The sequence below is a fragment of the Dictyobacter kobayashii genome, from assembly GCF_003967555.1.
Classification (GTDB): domain Bacteria; phylum Chloroflexota; class Ktedonobacteria; order Ktedonobacterales; family Ktedonobacteraceae; genus Dictyobacter; species Dictyobacter kobayashii.
In genome coordinates this window covers 6,015,269-6,031,971 of record NZ_BIFS01000001.1, presented here as the reverse complement: position 1 = coordinate 6,031,971, position 16,703 = coordinate 6,015,269, and the positions used below count along the sequence as shown (strand labels likewise).

The 16,703-nt window shown below is 51.0% G+C and carries 17 protein-coding genes and 1 pseudogene; 5 read left to right on the top strand and 13 right to left on the bottom strand.

Translation table 11 applies throughout. The features are described from left to right. The 4 genes from EL645_RS26885 to EL645_RS46250 all read left to right on the top strand — a co-directional run. On the top strand, positions 1-214 hold a 214-nt coding region (locus tag EL645_RS26885; RefSeq protein WP_136625299.1), incomplete at its 5' end, for a transposase. A 362-nt stretch (positions 215-576) separates the two neighbouring features. After that, entirely contained in the window at positions 577-1,389 is an 813-nt protein-coding gene (locus EL645_RS43170) for a reverse transcriptase/maturase family protein (protein WP_246035492.1), read from the top strand. A 99-nt stretch (positions 1,390-1,488) separates the two neighbouring features. After that, entirely contained in the window at positions 1,489-2,205 is a 717-nt protein-coding gene (locus EL645_RS43165) for a group II intron reverse transcriptase/maturase (protein ID WP_307720589.1), read from the top strand. Between the two features lie 48 nt (positions 2,206-2,253). Then, entirely contained in the window at positions 2,254-2,541 is a 288-nt protein-coding gene (locus EL645_RS46250) for a hypothetical protein (RefSeq protein WP_246035491.1), read from the top strand. Positions 2,542-2,847: 306 nt separating this feature from the next. Here the strand turns inward: EL645_RS46250 and EL645_RS26875 are convergent, their stop codons facing one another. The 13 genes and pseudogenes from EL645_RS26875 to EL645_RS26825 all read right to left on the bottom strand — a co-directional run bounded on the left by EL645_RS26875 (position 2,848) and on the right by EL645_RS26825 (position 15,773). After that, positions 2,848-3,249, bottom strand: coding sequence for a hypothetical protein (locus EL645_RS26875; protein WP_126553933.1), 402 nt, complete (start codon positions 3,247-3,249; stop codon positions 2,848-2,850). Positions 3,250-3,367: 118 nt separating this feature from the next. Then, a complete protein-coding gene (locus EL645_RS26870; protein WP_126553931.1) occupies positions 3,368-3,565 on the bottom strand; it encodes a hypothetical protein in 198 nt (65 codons plus the stop codon). A gap of 433 nt (positions 3,566-3,998) precedes the next feature. Then, complete coding sequence (locus EL645_RS26865; protein WP_371865705.1) at positions 3,999-5,135, bottom strand: IS256 family transposase; 1,137 nt, start codon at positions 5,133-5,135, stop codon at positions 3,999-4,001. Next, the gene (locus tag EL645_RS45795; protein ID WP_371865704.1) at positions 5,033-5,521 is read right to left on the bottom strand and encodes a transposase family protein; all 489 of its coding nucleotides are present in this window, start codon (positions 5,519-5,521) and stop codon (positions 5,033-5,035) included. Before EL645_RS45795 ends, EL645_RS26865 begins: the two co-directional genes overlap by 103 nt. A gap of 1,275 nt (positions 5,522-6,796) precedes the next feature. After that, the gene (locus EL645_RS43155; protein ID WP_246035490.1) at positions 6,797-6,892 is read right to left on the bottom strand and encodes a MerR family transcriptional regulator; all 96 of its coding nucleotides are present in this window, start codon (positions 6,890-6,892) and stop codon (positions 6,797-6,799) included. 30 nt (positions 6,893-6,922) lie between these two features. Continuing rightward, entirely contained in the window at positions 6,923-7,426 is a 504-nt protein-coding gene (locus EL645_RS26855) for a transposase (protein WP_246035489.1), read from the bottom strand. A gap of 4 nt (positions 7,427-7,430) precedes the next feature. Next, positions 7,431-8,582, bottom strand: coding sequence for an ISL3 family transposase (locus EL645_RS26850; protein ID WP_161977719.1), 1,152 nt, complete (start codon positions 8,580-8,582; stop codon positions 7,431-7,433). A gap of 239 nt (positions 8,583-8,821) precedes the next feature. After that, complete coding sequence (locus EL645_RS26845; protein ID WP_126553923.1) at positions 8,822-9,478, bottom strand: response regulator; 657 nt, start codon at positions 9,476-9,478, stop codon at positions 8,822-8,824. A gap of 12 nt (positions 9,479-9,490) precedes the next feature. Beyond that, positions 9,491-11,005 (bottom strand): sensor histidine kinase, encoded by a 1,515-nt coding sequence (locus tag EL645_RS26840; protein ID WP_161977718.1) that lies wholly within the window; start codon positions 11,003-11,005, stop codon positions 9,491-9,493. Positions 11,006-11,121: 116 nt separating this feature from the next. Next, entirely contained in the window at positions 11,122-13,839 is a 2,718-nt protein-coding gene (locus EL645_RS26835) for an ABC transporter permease (RefSeq protein ID WP_126553919.1), read from the bottom strand. A gap of 6 nt (positions 13,840-13,845) precedes the next feature. Then, complete coding sequence (locus EL645_RS43150) at positions 13,846-14,025, bottom strand: hypothetical protein (RefSeq protein ID WP_246035488.1); 180 nt, start codon at positions 14,023-14,025, stop codon at positions 13,846-13,848. A 90-nt stretch (positions 14,026-14,115) separates the two neighbouring features. After that, positions 14,116-14,555, bottom strand: a pseudogene (locus EL645_RS26830) (ABC transporter ATP-binding protein); the annotation flags it as partial. A gap of 504 nt (positions 14,556-15,059) precedes the next feature. Continuing rightward, a complete protein-coding gene (locus EL645_RS26825; protein WP_126553918.1) occupies positions 15,060-15,773 on the bottom strand; it encodes a DUF998 domain-containing protein in 714 nt (237 codons plus the stop codon). A 536-nt stretch (positions 15,774-16,309) separates the two neighbouring features. Between EL645_RS26825 and EL645_RS26820 the strand changes: the two genes are divergently transcribed. Continuing rightward, entirely contained in the window at positions 16,310-16,690 is a 381-nt protein-coding gene (locus EL645_RS26820; RefSeq protein WP_126553916.1) for a VOC family protein, read from the top strand. Positions 16,691-16,703 lie beyond the last annotated feature (13 nt).

The window sequence follows — 16,703 nt, the reverse complement described above, 5'->3', positions numbered from 1 at the left end:
AACGTCTATCACTCGCTCAGCAATTTGTTTCGATGCTTCTCTGACAGAGAGGCGCGGATTTGACGAATGTCTTGCGACTGCTGAACAGAGTGATATTGCCGAGCTCAAGCGTTTTGCTTCCGGGATTCGCCGCGATTATGCAGCAGTACATGCAGCCTTCTTTTCAAAGTGGAGTAATGGTCAGGTCGAAGGTGCGCCGTTTCGGTGCTGGTGAGATTCTCCCCACAGGAGAGAAAGGTTGTAAGCAATGAACCTTTAGGACAAGAGCTTACTTAGAGGGGAAACCAAAGAGGACAATAGCATGCTTCTAACGCGGGAAAGCCTGAAGGTATGTAGGGTCGTCTGTCCCGCAAGTCCTGTATGTACGGTGAAACTGAGTTTGTTGAACCCAAGTTCCGACGGCGTTTTGGACCGCCCATCGCAGCATACCTGATGCGGTGACACCGGAATACACATCACCTTCGAGGATGTGGAACGCTTACTCCGGTGAGTGACACACAATGAGTGTGATAAGGAATGAACGGGCACCTACCATACTACTACGTCTCATCAGCGTAAAAGCGGGATGGCCTACGGGTGGAAACACTATGGTCACGGACCCCCATAGTAGTCAGAGAGCGGGAAAACCGCTCGCAGGGCGAAGGGGCAACTCTTGAAAGAGAGCCAGAGCTTCTCAGTGACGACGAGAAGCAGGGAGGTATCGTCGAGTTCAAGAAAGTGCAAGTACGCGAGATGCGAAATGCTCAGGCAATCTTAGGACTCATTGGTGAACGAGGCAGAAAAGGACTGCCATTGGAGCGAGTGTATCGCTTGCTCTTCAATCGGGAACTGTACCTCACCGCCTATGGCCGAATCTATCGCAATGCGGGAGCCATGACCAAAGGCGCAACGGAAGAGACCGTGGACGGAATGTCGCTGCAAAAGATCGACGCCATCATTGATGCCGTTCGCCAAGAGCGGTATCGATGGACGCCGGTTCGGCGGGTCTACATTGAGAAGAAACACTCAACGAAGAAACGCCCTCTAGGGCTTCCGTCCTGGTCCGACAAATTGCTCCAAGAAGTCATTCGCATGATCCTAGAGGCATTCTACGAACCTGATTTCTGCCACAATCGCATGGGTTTCGAGCAGATCGTGGATGCCATACGGCTTTTACGAGAGATTTACCAGACGTGGGTGGGCGTGGTCTGGTTCATTGAGGGGGATATTGCCCAATGCTTTACCAGTTTGGACCACTCCATCTTGTTAGAAACATTGAGCGAACGCATTCAGGACGGGCGGTTCCTCCGCCTCATCAGCAACCTCCTCAAAGCAGGATACTTGGAGGACTGGAAGTTTCACCAAACCTACAGTGGAACTCTCAAGGCTCAATTTGTAGCCCCGTGCTGACAAATATCTACCTGCATCGATTGGACAAGTATGTGACGAGACACTCATCCAGCCCACACACAGGGAAACACAGGCGGAAAAAATCGAGCCTACTTTAACCTGCTTGCCAAAGCCTACCGTCTGAGAAAGGAGGGAAATTATGCGGAGGCGAAGCAATGGAGGAAGCAGGCCCAGACCCTGCCTGCCTACGACCCTAATGATCACGACTACCGCCGCCTCAGATACTGTCGCTATGCTGACGATATCCTGCTTGGATTTATCGGTTCGCGAGCCGAGGCGGAAGAAATCAAACGACAACTGGCAGCATTCTTGCGCGATCACCTCAAGCTCGAATTGTCAGAAGAGAAAACCCTCATCACGCATGCGCGTACGGAGAAAGCACGATTTCTTGGCTACCATATCCATACCATCCATGAAGATACGCAACGGGACGAAAGAGACCAGAGAAGCCTCAATGGAAAAATTGGACTACGGGTACCCGAAGATGTGATCGAAGAAAAATGTCGCAACCTCATGCGCGGCCACAAAGTGAAACATCGGCCAGAGTTGTATCAAGAAAGTGATTTTACGATCTTGAATACCTATCAAAGCGAGTATCGCGGCGTGGTCAACTACTATCGGCTGGCCTACAACCTGACCAACTTGGGCAAGTGGAAATGGGTGATGCAACAATCGCTGGTGAAAACACTGCCGCGAAGTTTCAAATCTCAGTTCCACAAGTCTACCGAAAATATCGCACGACATTGCTCATCAACGGGACTCGTTACCAGGGTCTTCAAGTGGTCAGGCAACGAGAAGGGAAAAAGCCACTCGTAGCCACATGGGGAGGCATTTCCCTGAAATGGACCATCCAGGCAACCCTCAATGACCAACGCCAGCGCATCTGGAATGTCCGGTCAGAACTGGAACAACGGCTCCTTGCTCAGGCATGTGAGTATGTGTGGTGCTACCGAACACATCCAGGTCCATCATATTCGGGCCTTAAAAGACTTGAAGAAATATGATGGGCGCGAGAAACCGGCATGGGTGCAAATCAATGGCGGCTCGCCAGCGCAAGACGCTGGTCCTCTGTCGCTCGTGTCATCAAGACGTCCATGCAGGACGCCCGATGAGACGACACTCGTTACGTTCATCAAGATAGCACGATGCTAGAGAGCCTGGTGCGCTGAAAGGTGCATGCCAGGTTCGGAGAGGGGTGGTTGGAAACGTACCCGAAAAAGGAAACGCGCTAGCCACCTACTCTACGGCAAGTAGCCAGGCTTAAACTGCAAAAACGCATGGTCTATGGACGTGCAAATTTCGACGTATTGCGCCTACGTGTGCTTTCTCAAGCGTAGTTTCTGATAGCGCTCGTCCTCTCCTGAAAGCACCAGATAGCACTGACTCACGCTTCACCGAAGTCTTTTTCTCTCCTTCAGCAACCAGGCTCACTTTTTGTGGCGCAGAGCCCCTTTTCTTTTATCGACAACAATGGGCTTCGGTGGCGCTACACTCGGTCCCGAACCAGGAAAACACATGCCGGATCTCAATCTCCTGTTCGCTGCCGCGCCGTCGGTACCGGGCCACCGTCTCCTCCGGACGCTCATCAGAGAGATAGTGGCCGCGCGCGCCCGTCGTGTAGCGCTGGCGTAGCTCTTTGGCCAGCACCCAGCTTCGTAGGAGCCACTGGCATCCGTCGGCAGCTCCCCACACAACCACAGCCGCACCTGGTTTGTATCCCCAGCTGCGGCACTCCCTGGAGCACTTCCACGAGCGAGGCCTGCGCACCGAAGGGAAAGCGTTCTCCGGCATCGGTGATCCCTTCCCACGGCGCACGTCCACATAGGCGATCAGCCGTCGCCGTCTGCACCGGCTCTCCAAATTCCTTTCTCTCCATCTCCGTTTTCGCTTCCCCTCTGTTCATCATACGATGCACTATTCATCAAATGTGTGCCTCTCTCATCAATACACATGGACAGGACTTCTCTCCTCCTGCTTGCTAGCCCATCTGTGCTCGTTCATCCACGATCTCTTGTGCTCTTCTTCGGTACACGCTCACACACTCAGGATCAGCCAGAAACCGCTCGTTGAGATGCGCCATTGCTTTCGCTCGGAAGATCACCCATCTTCCAAATTCTTCCCTGGTCAACTCTTCCACAACAGGACGTAACTTGAAGGAATTGGCATCCTGCCACAAACACAAATTCCGTGGGAATGGAATATCACCAGGGGTTTACAGCCACTGGTGAAAAATCACAATCTCCTCGTAGAACACCTCTTTCCCCATCATGCCATCCTTTCTGGGCCTCATATTCTCCCGCTTCCTGACTGATCTGCGCCATCTCATCCAAGACCGCATCCCTCTCTGCCCTCGCTCTTCATTTATGACGGTGCAGCGACATATTTGCCGCACACAAAAAGACACCATACCGTATTGTGTGGAATGAAAAAAGCGTTATCGTAGAAGCCTCTTAAAATGTCTAAGCAAGGAAGCAAAGAGGGGGAAAAGTTGACGATTTGAGCGCAAACGAATGTCTTGTACACAAGATCACAAAAAAAGAAAGATATTCGCATTGACCAACCCTGAAATACTGGTTGGTTTCTTCAATGGACCAAGCAATAATCAGCGTTTAGCTGACGGGAATTCTTGGCAAATGAATGTCCTGCATGGTTGCCCACACAATCGTGAGACACGATGTTTCCGTCGTGAAGGCGTCAATCTGATCTGTCCGTTGTCGCACATTGCTGAAAAAGCTTTCAATCGCGTTGGTCGTGCGGATGTACCGATGCATCACCAGTGGAAAGTCGTAATAGGTCAGAAGATGCTCTTCATCTTCACAGAGGCTACGTATGGCTTCGGGATAGCGCTTCTGATACTTTGCTTTGAACGCGGTCAAGTTGAGCACAGCATCTTCTTTCTTCTCTTGTTTGAAGATACCTGAGAGTTCTGTACTCACCTCTTTTCTCTCACGATGAGGAATCGCATTCATCACATTGCGCTGTTTATGGACCACACAGCGCTGTCGAGGAGTGGCCGCAAAGAGCGCGGCAACAGATGAAAGGATGCCTTCATGTCCATCGGTGACGATCAAGTCGATCTGCGTTGCCCCACGCTGACGCACATCATGGAGCAGACAACTCCAGCCATCTTTACTTTCCTCAGCACATGCACGCAAGGCGAGGACTTCTTTGTTGCCTTCCAGATCCACTCCAAGGGCTGTAAGCAGGACGGTCGAATCGGTTTGGTCTCCATGGCGTGCCGTGAAATACACTCCGTCGAGATACAAGATCCGCCAGTGCTCTTGGAGCGGTCGCTCACGCCAGGCGTCAAATTGGTGCGTCAACGTGTGATTGAGACGACTCACGCTACCCGCACTGGGAGCGACTCCCGTCAACGTCTCTGCGACTTCACCCACCTTTTGGGTACTGACTCCTGCCACGAACATCTGCGTCAAACCCTCTGCGATGTGAGGTTCATAGCGACTGTAGCGATCGAAGACCTGCGTATGAAAGTCTCCGTCACGATCTCTGGGCACCCGAAGGTCTTCAATGGGACCCGAGGAGGTTGCCAAATCTCGGGTGTAGGTTCCATTGCGATACCCTTTCCGCTCGGGTGTACTCTCTCCCCAAGCGGCACCGAGAAATTGCTCCAGTTCCTCACGCATCACCTCTTCGATGACGACACGTACGGCGCTGCGCGTGAGAGCACGTAAATGCTCATGGAAGGCGTGTTGGTCTGGGAGTGATGGTGTCTCTGGTTTCGACATTGAGAGATCTGTGTTCGATGTGGTACGCTTTTTCTTGTCAACAGGCATAACTTTCTCCTTTTCAAGAAATGAAGGACTTGTTTAAAGAGATTATCTATGCCTGTATTATTGTCTTCAATTACACTGTTTGGGAAAGTTTCTCTATTACACAGAACTCGGCATGGCCTCAAGCGTCGGACCCGTAACCTCAGTTGGACCGCGTTCCCGCTCATGGGAAGATCGTAGGGACAACGTTGATACCAACTATGAACACGAGAAGAAGTATGTTGGCAGGAGGGACAGATTGCCGTCGCCTGCTGTGATGTGGCAGTAACACGTATATGATTATTGGTAGAAGTAATATCCGTGATCAGAAGATCAGCAAGTGAAAAAGGAAGAGCAACCATTGGAAAACATCCTTGTCTGTAAAAATATGTCTCTCTTTCTTTTTACGAAGGACGGTTGCAGTTCCTGTTATTGCTGAGCACTATTTGTGCGGGAAAACCCTTTTACTGGGTACTTTACACAACTCGCTGGGCTTACGAAGCCCTTCGAATATTGTTCCGGTTCGCGAGGTAAACGTTTTTTTGCAGACTCTACAGCGATAGCGCTCACGTTGACGATCGTGAACCACAATGGTTGTTTGCCCTGATTGGCCTCTTGCAGGACACGCCAGATTGGGGCAAAATTGGAGGGACGCGTCCATCGGCTCTTTGTGTTTTTCCATGACAAGAAAAGCATGCCGTACAACGCGTCATTTTTCAAGCCTCCTTATTTCTTTCACCGTTTAGGGTGGCTGTACCCAGAATTGTCAGGGCAAGTAATAACGATATTTTACAAGAATATATCTAAACAAAGTGAGATTTTTAAGGAGAGCATTGTATCCTTTACTCCAAGAAAATCTATGGTTAGATATATTCTTGCGAATAATAGCTAGAAGGATAATGGTTTGTTTAGACTTTATTTATTAATATTTTGCGGATGCCTTGTTTTGGCTTCTTTAGCCTACTTTTTGTATGTTTTCTTAACAACAGGAAAAGGGATAACATCGCTTATATTAGCTTCTGTGACACTCATTGCAATTGTTCTCATTTTTGTTGCTATGAAAAAAGGCTCCTCAAGGCGTTGAAAGATGGCGATGAATTTTTAGAGGTGGAGTTAAGGTTACTGCCACCGGCCGCAAAGTAGTATCGATGGTCTTGGAATCCTTGCATTAGCAGCATGGGCTTGTGGTGACATAAAATCTTAAGCCATAGAGTTGCTGATCGTATCGCAACACTCGTAGTTATAACGAAATAACATGTCTAGACATTGCATCCATTAGAATAGCGGAAGGTTATCAGGGAAAGGGAGTGTTCCGTTCATTTGTGACCAGGGCACGCCAGCATCATCCTTACCCTATGACGTATATTCAAAGGGTGTCGAATCCTATCATTGAACAGTGGTGCATGAAATATGGTTGGATGCCCGACCCCCATCGTGACCCTCCTTCCTTTTTTTTGATCAAAGAAGTGTGGGGTGAGGAGCAAGAAACTCCTCGCCCATAATCGGAAATATGAAGGGTGTCGTCACTATTTGGAAGTGACGACACCCTTCATTGATAGCTGAACACATGTTTTATAATGGTTCGCCTACAATGCGTTCAAGCACTTTTTTATGAATACGATAGTGGTTACGTGAGCCTATCTTGGGAAGACAATTGCTTCTAAAACACCTTCTTCAATCCAACGGCGAACCGTCGTATCATCGACACATAATATTTTTGCTACTTCGCTCACAGTAAGATGTAAATCCCAACACTGGGCGGTTCATGCGCACTTTGTGTGGGAAGACACATCGTGATGAAGAACTCGCAAACGGAGCAAATCAAAATGAGCTCGTCCATACATTTGTCGTTTGATCAGCTTGAGTCGATTCACTTGGCCCTCAACCATGCCGTTGCTCCAGGGCAGAATCAAGCCCGCTTCAACTGCCTCAATGTCTGATTTGATGCCTTTGGCAAAGGAATGAAGATCTGCCAGAGACGTTGCAAGGACGGCATCCAGCCAGGCATCAAGCTGGCCTCCAGAGCGCGTGCGCAGCATCTCGGCAAATTGCTGGACGAGTTGGTAGGCCAGAGCGACTTCTTCATGGATTTGACACAGGTGTTCAAGCGAGTGTTGTTCTTTTGCTGTCAGCTTCTCAGGTCGACGAAGAAAAAGCCACCTGGCCTCTCGCGGGGAGAGAACCAAATGAGGCTGCTCATCTTTCCCGGAGGGAATGCGTTGCCATTTCTGTTCTTTTGGGAACACACGCAAAAGAATATGCCTCATTGCCTCATATGACCCCCGATATCCTCTTTCCCCGAATTTCTTGATGAAGCTGGACCATATTGAAACATCCTTGAGCTCTTCTTTGCTGGAGATAAGGAAGAAAATGATCAAGTTTACTCGACTGTTGACGGGATTTACGTTTGGGAAAGTGTCCTGCTGCCAACCAACTCTGAACTGTGCTGGAGCCCATGCCAAGACGATCTGCTATGGCTTGATGAGACCATCCTTGCTCTCGCAGCGTGATGACCTGTTCATAGCGAGCCAACCGTTCCTCTTCTCTCACCACTCGAATAGCTGCGAGTTCGGGAGTGACCTTGAGGGGCTGTTTGATGGGAGGGCCTGCTTTCTGCTTTTGGTTCCCTTCTTGTGAAACTTTAGCAGCAGGCTTCCGGCGAAAAGCAAGAAGATGACGAGTGAGCAGACCCTGGACAGCATCACCCAGATTTTTCAGCAGATGGAAACGGTCGGCTACCTGAATGGCGCCTGGTGCACCTTTGCGAAGCCCTTCTGCATAATTCCCCCCACGATCACGGCTGGCAATTTGTACCCCAGGGTGCTCGCGCAACCAGTTTGCCAGGGTCTCCGCTTCCCGATCCGGCAACAGATCCACTGGCTGATGGCGCTGGAGATCGATGAGGATCGTTCCATAGGTATGCCCTCGTCTCCACGCCCAGTCATCAATGCCAAGGACCTGAGGAACAGGAGCTGGAGGCAAAGGTGATCGTCGAAGCAAACGTAATAAGGTATCACGGCTTACTTGACATACAAGTGTCGCTGCCATGTGAGCTCCCGGCTTGCCTCCAAGGCTGAAAGCCAGTTCTCGCAACACATGGGCTTGGCGAAGGGTTCTTCGGGCATAGGCCACGACGAGTCCAGCAAATGGCTCTGCAAACGTTTTGCGCTCACACTGGTTATTTTGGCATAAGAAACGGCGAACATGGAGGTGTAAACGGACAGAGGAGGTCAGGCAAGGCAAATCCGCTGGCTTGCGCCCATAAGAACCATGCACTTTGGTTGATGAACAACCACATACTGGGCACTCTGCGCATAATCGGGTTGATCGGAGAGAAAAGATCAACACATGGTCCTCAATGGTCACATCTTCGATGATCACATCAGGGTTATCAGGAAACAAGACGCTTGTGAGAAGATCCATTGGTACTTTCATGAAAAGGGGAAGACAACAGTGAAAAAACTTCCCCTATTTTATCACCTTTGAGCTCCCACACAAAGTGCGCATGAACCATTCTGACAAGAGGAAATACAACGATCATCCTGGTGGCGATTCTAAAGAAGAGTTTATCATCGCACCTTCATTCTTGCAACACAACCTTTTCAGGCAGAAACTTATACACTTATTTTCTTTGCGCAGAGCGCCTGCTCGTTTCGCGAAGGTTAAGAATCGCGGCGGGTAACTAATCCTTCTTGCCAGGCAAAAATAGCTGCCTGTGTGCGATCCATCATATGGAGTTTGCTGAGAATGTTGCTGACGTGGCCCTTGACCGTTTTCTCGCTGATGATAAGCTGCTGCGCAATCTCTGCATTGGAGTGACCATTGGCAATCAGACGCAATACATCCAATTCACGGTCAGTCAGGTCAGTAAAGAGATTGGGCGCGTCTTGCCTGGTCCCTCGAAGCTCTTGTACGACCCGCGCGGCCACTCGTGGATGCAGCACCGATTCGCCACGGGCGGCCTTGCGTATGGTGTCGGCTAAGGCGTCGGGGCGAATATCCTTTAAAACATAAGAGAGCGCGCCGACACGGAAAGCAGGAAAAATATATTCATCTTCATGGTAAGATGTTAATATGATGATCTGTGAATGCGGGCTGACCTGTTTGACCTGGCGCGTCGCCTCGACTCCACCAATACCAGGCATTGCTAGATCCATGAGAATCACATCGGGCGCGAGTTCCGCCGCCATGCGTACGGCATTCTCACCGGAGTCGGCTTCCCCCACAACGACCAGGTCCGGCTCTAGCTCTAAAAAATCCTGTATACCTTGCCGCACCAGCGTATGGTCGTCGGCGATTAGAATAGAAAGCTTGTCCATGCACACTACTCCTTATTGCTGAACGGAATTGGCATTACTATCCGGCTTTGAGCCAGGATCTTTGTCTGGAACGGCCATGGGCTCGTGCATCTCCACGCCCAGGCATTTGCAATATGCCACGATGCAAGTGCCTTTTCCGCGCGTACTCTCGATGTGAGCGTCTCCCCCAAGAGCCTTCATACGTTCCTGCATGGAGAGCAGGCCAATGCCCAGACGCGTCTGCTGCGTCATAGCAAAGCCCTGGCCATTATCGCGCACGGAGAGCGTGACAATATCGTCAGAGGTCTCCAGGTCGAGCTGTACAAGGGTGGCTTTGCTATGGCGAGCGATATTGGATAAAGCTTCCTGCGCCACTCGGTACAGTGCCTCCTCGACAGTCAGCGAGAGGGTCTGGAAATCCCTGGCGCGCAGGTTTGCCACGATCTCCGTTTGCAGTGCCCATTGGGCGGTTAATTCACGCAAGGCTACGGCCAGCCCCTTGCCATCCAGGGCAACTGGACGCAATTCACGGATCAGCGTTGTGAGTTCTTGCTGGGCCTGCTGTACAAGCGTTTCCATTCTTTCCAGCCGGGCCTCAACAGCTACGCTATCCTGTTTCAGTAACCGCTTTGCTACGCCTATTTGCATAGAGAGGGCGAAAATCTGCTGCTTGATGCTATCATGCAGGTCGCGAGCCAGGCGATTACGCTCTTCTAAAGTCGCAAGTTTCTGGCGCGTGGAGAGTAGATGCTGCAATTGTTCGGCCATCAGATTAAGCTCGCGGCTCATCTGTCCCAGCTCGTCTTCTGAAGAGTCGTGAATGAGCGCGGTAAAGTCTCCATGGCTCCAGCGACCGGTGGCGGCAGAGAGTCTTTTAAAGCGTCTCGTGAAACCACGCGCGGTAAAATAGCTGGAGACAGTACCGGTGATGATAGCCAGGACGGTGATAACAACCGTGATGACGACAAGCAGGTAGAAAACTGCCACCAACAGTGGCCCGCGATCTGGTTGGACAATTTTCATGGCCAGTGCGCCCTCGATATGTCCCTCACTTCCCACAATTGGCGCGATCGCTACCAGCGTGCCATCCGCATCTTGACTGGAGAGGCTAGTCTTCCCATTCACATCATGTAGCACTGCATAGAGATTAGCACGACCTTGCGCCGTGAGTTGCGTCAGGAGAGAGGTGTGTGCGAGTAGCGGCTGTGTCCCAGCAGAGGCCAGAACCATCCCCTGAGTATCAAGCGCTGCAAAATAAATCGGGTGGTAACGAAAAGGATCCTGTCGTGCTTCCTGGGCACTCATGATAGCAAGCCAGGTTGTCAGCGCGGGCGCGTCTGGTGCGGTGTTGGTAAAGTAGGAGGCCGCTTGAGGCGCTTTTTGTTGTAGGTCATTGATGACAAAGGCGGGCACATTCAAGCTGACAGAGCCGAGCGCTCCGGCGACAATCAGCACTTCAATGAACAGAAAGGTTATCACTGAAGTCAGCGTATATGAAAGCATCAATTTACCTTGCAGTTGACGAAAAGGTCGAGTGAAGCGTTTCATAAAAGCGGTCTTTCCGATCACTAGCGGCAAGAAACTTTTTCTATGTAGTATACCATATAAAAGGGTCGGCATGCCTTTACGCCGACCCTTTTATATGGGAATTGCCGCTGACCCAATTATTCGTAGCGCAGAACCTCTAACGGGCGAACACGTACAGAACCCCAGGCCACCAGGACTGCCGTTACTATCGCCAGCAGCGCACAACCAACGATCAGGCCGATAGCTGTCACAGATGACATGTCGAGGGTCAGGCTGAACAACACGCTCCCGATGATTCTGACCGCGCCGGTAGCCAGCAGCATAGCCAGGAATGCTCCAACCGCGCCGATAATGCCATTCTCAATCATCACTTCACTCAAAACGGTCCCGCTGGTATAGCCTACTGATTTGAGGATGCCCAGTTCACGCCTGCGTTCCAGCATGGCGAGCGCAACTGCATTGGCGATGATCAGCACACCAGCCAGCATTGAGAGTGAGGCTACCGCCACCAGCACATCCAGCAGACTGTTCAGCTGCTGAGCTAAACCGACGCCTATATCAGCCAGATTTTGAACGGTTGCGTTGGGAACAATTGTGCCCAGTTTGTCCAGCGCGTGATCAGTCTGGGCCGGATCGATCTTGAGGTATGTAGCAGTGGCGACGCCAACTTTTGCCGCGCTGAGCGCTTTGACGGTATCGGCAGTGGCGACTATATTGCCAATGTGGCTGGTAAAGATATCGCCTGCATAGACTCCAACGACGGTAAGTGTTTTGCGTGTTTGGCCATCCAGACTGGCAACGGTGATGGTATCACCTGGTTTCATATTCATATGCAGGCTACCAGAGCCGGTTAACTGCGGATGGATCACCACATTATCAGTCCCGGCATCGCTGGCATTCAAATTGCGCCCCTGGGCAATCTGCACATCTGGAGTAGTTTGCGTGAGATCGTACCCCTCCATGTTGCTCAAAAGATTCATAATAGTCTGACGATCAGTATTTGTGGACAGCGTTTGCCGCAAAGGTTGATCATTAAGCGCAACTGGCACGAGTTGTGTAAAGGTATCGGCAGTACTTTTACTGAGACCTGGAATGGTGCCCAGTTGTTTTTTCAGTGTCATGGTATCGGTTCCAGTCGTAACGGCGATCACGTTATAGTTGATCTTCAGCGTGAAAACATCGCTGATCTGCGACTCAAGGTTCTGCCCCAGCGCCAGCACCAGCCCGATGGAAAAGACACCGATGAACAGGGCCAGCATAGTGGTAATCGTACGGGCACGGCGGCGACCAATATTGCGCAGGGCCATCTTGGTGCTGACCTTCAAACTGCGCGGCAAGAACGCAGAGGCCAGCCCTATGAATGAAGCCACGAACAGGATTATCCCGAACGGTGGCAGCACAACGAAGGTGAGCGCTGCAATGGCTACGCTGGCCAGGATCAAACCCAGAAACTTGAGGTTAAAACGCTCGGGTACTGGCAGTTTGCTGGTCACAAGGACGATCAGGGACAGGAACAGGCTCAGCAGCAGCAGGAAGGCGAAGGCCCCATAGACAACCTCTACACCCAGCAGCACATCGTTATGCAAGATCACAATTGAGAGCAAGCAGAACAGGATCGAGAGCAGCAGCAGCAGGAAGATGCTCAGGGCTAAACTGCTCGCCCGGTGGTTTTCAGGAATTTCGCGGATCACATTCAATGGACGGGTATTGGCAGCCTGGACAATAGGCATTAAGCCGAAGATCAGTGCGGTTGCGAAGCCGATCACTACTCCACTAGCCAGCGTCCAGGAGTCCAGCGCGAACACAACATTGAAACCGAGATTTTGCATCAGATCGCGTACGCCGTAGCTGATGGCCGCCGCCGCCACCACACCTACGATGCCACCCAGCAGACCGAGCAGTCCAGCTTCCAGCCCAAAGAGCATATAGAGATCCACGCGCCGATACCCGGCCGTTTTAAGCATGGCAATCTCGGTTTTGCGGCGTGAGAGCAAGACCTGCATCGTGTTGACGATACCAACGCCGCCAATCAGCAGGGCAAGCAGGCCGGCAATCTCTAAAAAGTAGTTGATATTGTCAAGCGAAGACTGCTGAGCTTTTAGCGCATCAGCGACCGTCTGTGTCGAGACAAGAGGGAAATGCCTGTTAATAGCTTTCACGGCGCTGTCAGTATGAGTCTGATTGGTGGTTGTGATATAGATTGCGCTATAGACGGCTGGGAGAGCGGGCGCCTTGGTCTGGTAGTCCTTCTGTGAGATGAGCAGGAGATTTCCGGCCTGCGAAAACACGCCTTGATTGGCCACAACACCGGCCAGCGTAACATGCAGGGTCGCGCCTGAACCTGCCTGGGCCTTAATGTAGATATCAAAGGTATCTCCGACCTTTTTGTGATACTTATCGAGGAAGTTCTGCGAGACAATCACCTTGTCGTTGCTGAGCAGGTTTGTGACACTTCCGTTGGAAGGATTGACGAATGATGGCTGTGATGCAAGGGGGTAATCGTTGGGATCGACAACTTCTACACTGAAGGATTGCAGTGGCGAGGTGGCAGCTTTCAAACCACCTGTCACGCCGATGACGGCGGTATAGTTATGAATAGTGCCAGCGCTTTTAAGCTGGTCAAAAAAGGTCAGGTCTTGCTGCGTGAGTGGGGCGCTCTGCGCGTTAAGAGAGATGTCGCCTCCATTAGACGAGCGCATATCGCTGGTGAGCGAGCTTTGCAGCATGAAACCAGCGAGTTGCAAGGCCACGACGGCCAGCACACCCACGGCGACACAGAAGATGGCCAGGATTGTTCGCTGCCCACCACGGAGCAGCGAACGTGACGTATAGTTGAAGTACATAGAAGTCTTCATAGTGATCTATCCTTTCATCTCATGAATGTTACTGCGTGATTCTGCCGTGAGAGGTGTCGAGTTCAGCCACCTTACCATCGACGATACGAATAGCGCGATCAGCATGCGAAGCGACAATGGGTCATGGGTAGCAATGATAAAGGTCTTGCCGGTCTGGTCCCGTAGCTCGGTAATCAATTTGAGCACATTTTCTCCATTACGGGCATCGAGATTGCCGGTTGGCTCATCCGCGATAACCAGATCGGGATTGGTGGTCAGCGCCCGTGCAATGGCTACGCGCTGCTGCTCGCCCCGGAGAGCTGATTGGGACGATGATTGAGCCGATGTTCCAGTCCGACCAGGGTCAGCAATTCCCGCGCCCGAGCCGATGGAGAACCTTTGTGCCTGCCGACATAGAGCGGAACCTCAACGTTTTCCTGTGCGGTCAAGGTAGGGATTAGATTGAAAGCCTGGAAGACCATGCCGATCTTGCTGTTACGTACCGCCGCCAACTTACCTTCCGTCATGCGCGTAATGTCGATCCCACCGATCAAAACCTGACCTGTATCAGGATTGTCGAGGCCTGCGATGATGCCGAGCAGCGTGCTTTTGCCTGAACCGGACGGCCCAACTATAGAGACGAATTCGCTGCTCGCAATCTGGAAGCTGATCCCCTTAAGAATTTCGATATGATCACGGCCAAGTGGTAGGCCTTTGGTGATGTTCTGCACCTCCATAACGACTTTGTGTTCTATTTTCTTTGTTGTCGCGGTTTCGTTATTTTGAGTCATATCCACTGAAGGGTTCTCGTTGTCAGGCATTGTATCCATATACTTTTAGCTCCTTCTTATCGATAGAGTTCGTTTCAAATTTCCAGTGGTCCATCAAGAACTGTCTAAAGCATATGCGGGAAACTGATTTTTCCTACGCGTCTGGCGGCCTGTTTGGGGAGAGACTTTGGTCGGGGTAAAAATGCCTTGAGAAAAAACCATGGTATATTTTGCATATCCCTGGCCACCGGCAATTTTTGAAGTGACATGTAGGATTTTGGCGCGATTGGTGAGAATCGACTATTGAGAGTCTGGCGAAATCGTTCCAGAGGCGGGTTGTTTTACACCATTTTTGTAAATTGGGAGGCCAGTACAGAATACATGCTGCGCGGAACCATCATGGAGTACAGTGAAGACCCTGCTCAATTTCGTCAGGGTCTTCGCTGTACTCCATGATGGTTCCGGCGAGATTTAGCGAGAGGTGGAATGTGCCATCACTTCGGGCGCGCGCCCTCTTCGCAAGAGGGTAATTGCAAACAGCGAGACCCAGAACCAGCCTGCAATAATCCCAATGCGCTGGAGCAGGCCCGCGATGGCATAGTCGCCAGGCAGTTGTGAGAGAAAAAACGACACGATCATGATGACGCCAGTGAGCAGGGAGTAGAGTGCCCAGCCGCGCCACGTCGGATCGCTCGCAAAGCGCCTGATCATGACAAAGGCGGCGATAGGCAGGACAATGAAAATCGCCAGGCCAGAGAGTGCGTGGATGATGCCATGCTCCGTTGGAGAGGCCAGTGGTGTGACTCCAACAGGGTAACCTTGACCTGGATCAGTAACAAAAATGCCAGCGATGATTAGCAGCAGACCCCAGAGACCCAGCAGAATTGGCCCCCAGACCGCCCCTTTGCCTGAATGAAGCACCTGCCGCAGCCCAATGCCAAAGCCGAGGGCAAGCACGCCGCAGACAATAAAATTGGTGATTTGCATCCATCCCTGGTCACCCAGACTCAATAAACTGCCAAAGGTACGCCAGGCGCTATAGCCAGGGCGTGTGACCCCTTCGATCAAGAGCACAACAACAAAGAACACTGGTCCAACCGCGCCAGCCCAGAGCAGAAACCTGGTGATCAAAGGATAACTCTGGGTTGCTTGCTCGTGCTGCCTGGAATTTTCGAGAGAACTCATGATAGAAACCTCCTTGCATACAATGGTTCTTTCTTTTTCTTAGAAGATTTGACATCACAAGCATACCAAGATAAAAGTGAAATAAAGCCCGTCTGAAGGCGCGATGTGTCCCCTACTAAAGTTCTGTTCTTTCCTACCTGACACACGTGATCTTTGTTGAGTCTTTCGATATCCAACGCGAATTTATAAGACTGAACTGAGGTTGACCCGATCTGGTGAGAAAAAAATCCTTACACCGCGGATAGCTTAGATATCCAGGCGAAGTTTTATTGCGAGCTAGGAATGTATACCCTTTACAAAAAGCATACGAGATAACCTAACACAATTAAGAAGTGAAAACTAAAAATGTGATAGCTAAGGCCTATTAGTAAATGACCCGAAAAGTGAGCAGCTTTTGCCCAAAAGAGCGAGTTTTTGCTCAAAAGAGTGAGCATTAGAACTTCCATGACTAGAGAAACCGCTTCTCATTTGGTATACTCTTCCTAGAGTTGTAAATACTTCTTGATTCTTCACTGTACAAATGAGAAGGAAAGACTATGGCAAACATTGTACCGTACATCAATTTCGCGAAGAATAGCCAGGAGGCGACCACGTTTTACAAGGGCGTTTTCGGTGGCGATGCCGAGGTACAGCTTGAGGGTGAGCGCGTGATACACCTGGACTTCCAATCTGGTGGTATTCACTTTATGGGCAGCGACCTTCAAAGCGGTCAGGCTGGGTTGGAGAGCAGTAACGGTTCCAGCCTGGTGCTGAATTGTGATAGCGAGGAACAGTTGCGAGATTTCTACGCCAAGCTAGTGGACGGTGGCAAAGAGGTGTTTGCGCCGACCGACAGCGGCTGGGGTGCCATCGTTGCCCATTGCACCGACCAGTTCGGTGTCACCTGGTTGATGAACTACGACAAGCCGCAGAGCTAGCAGTCGAGGATCT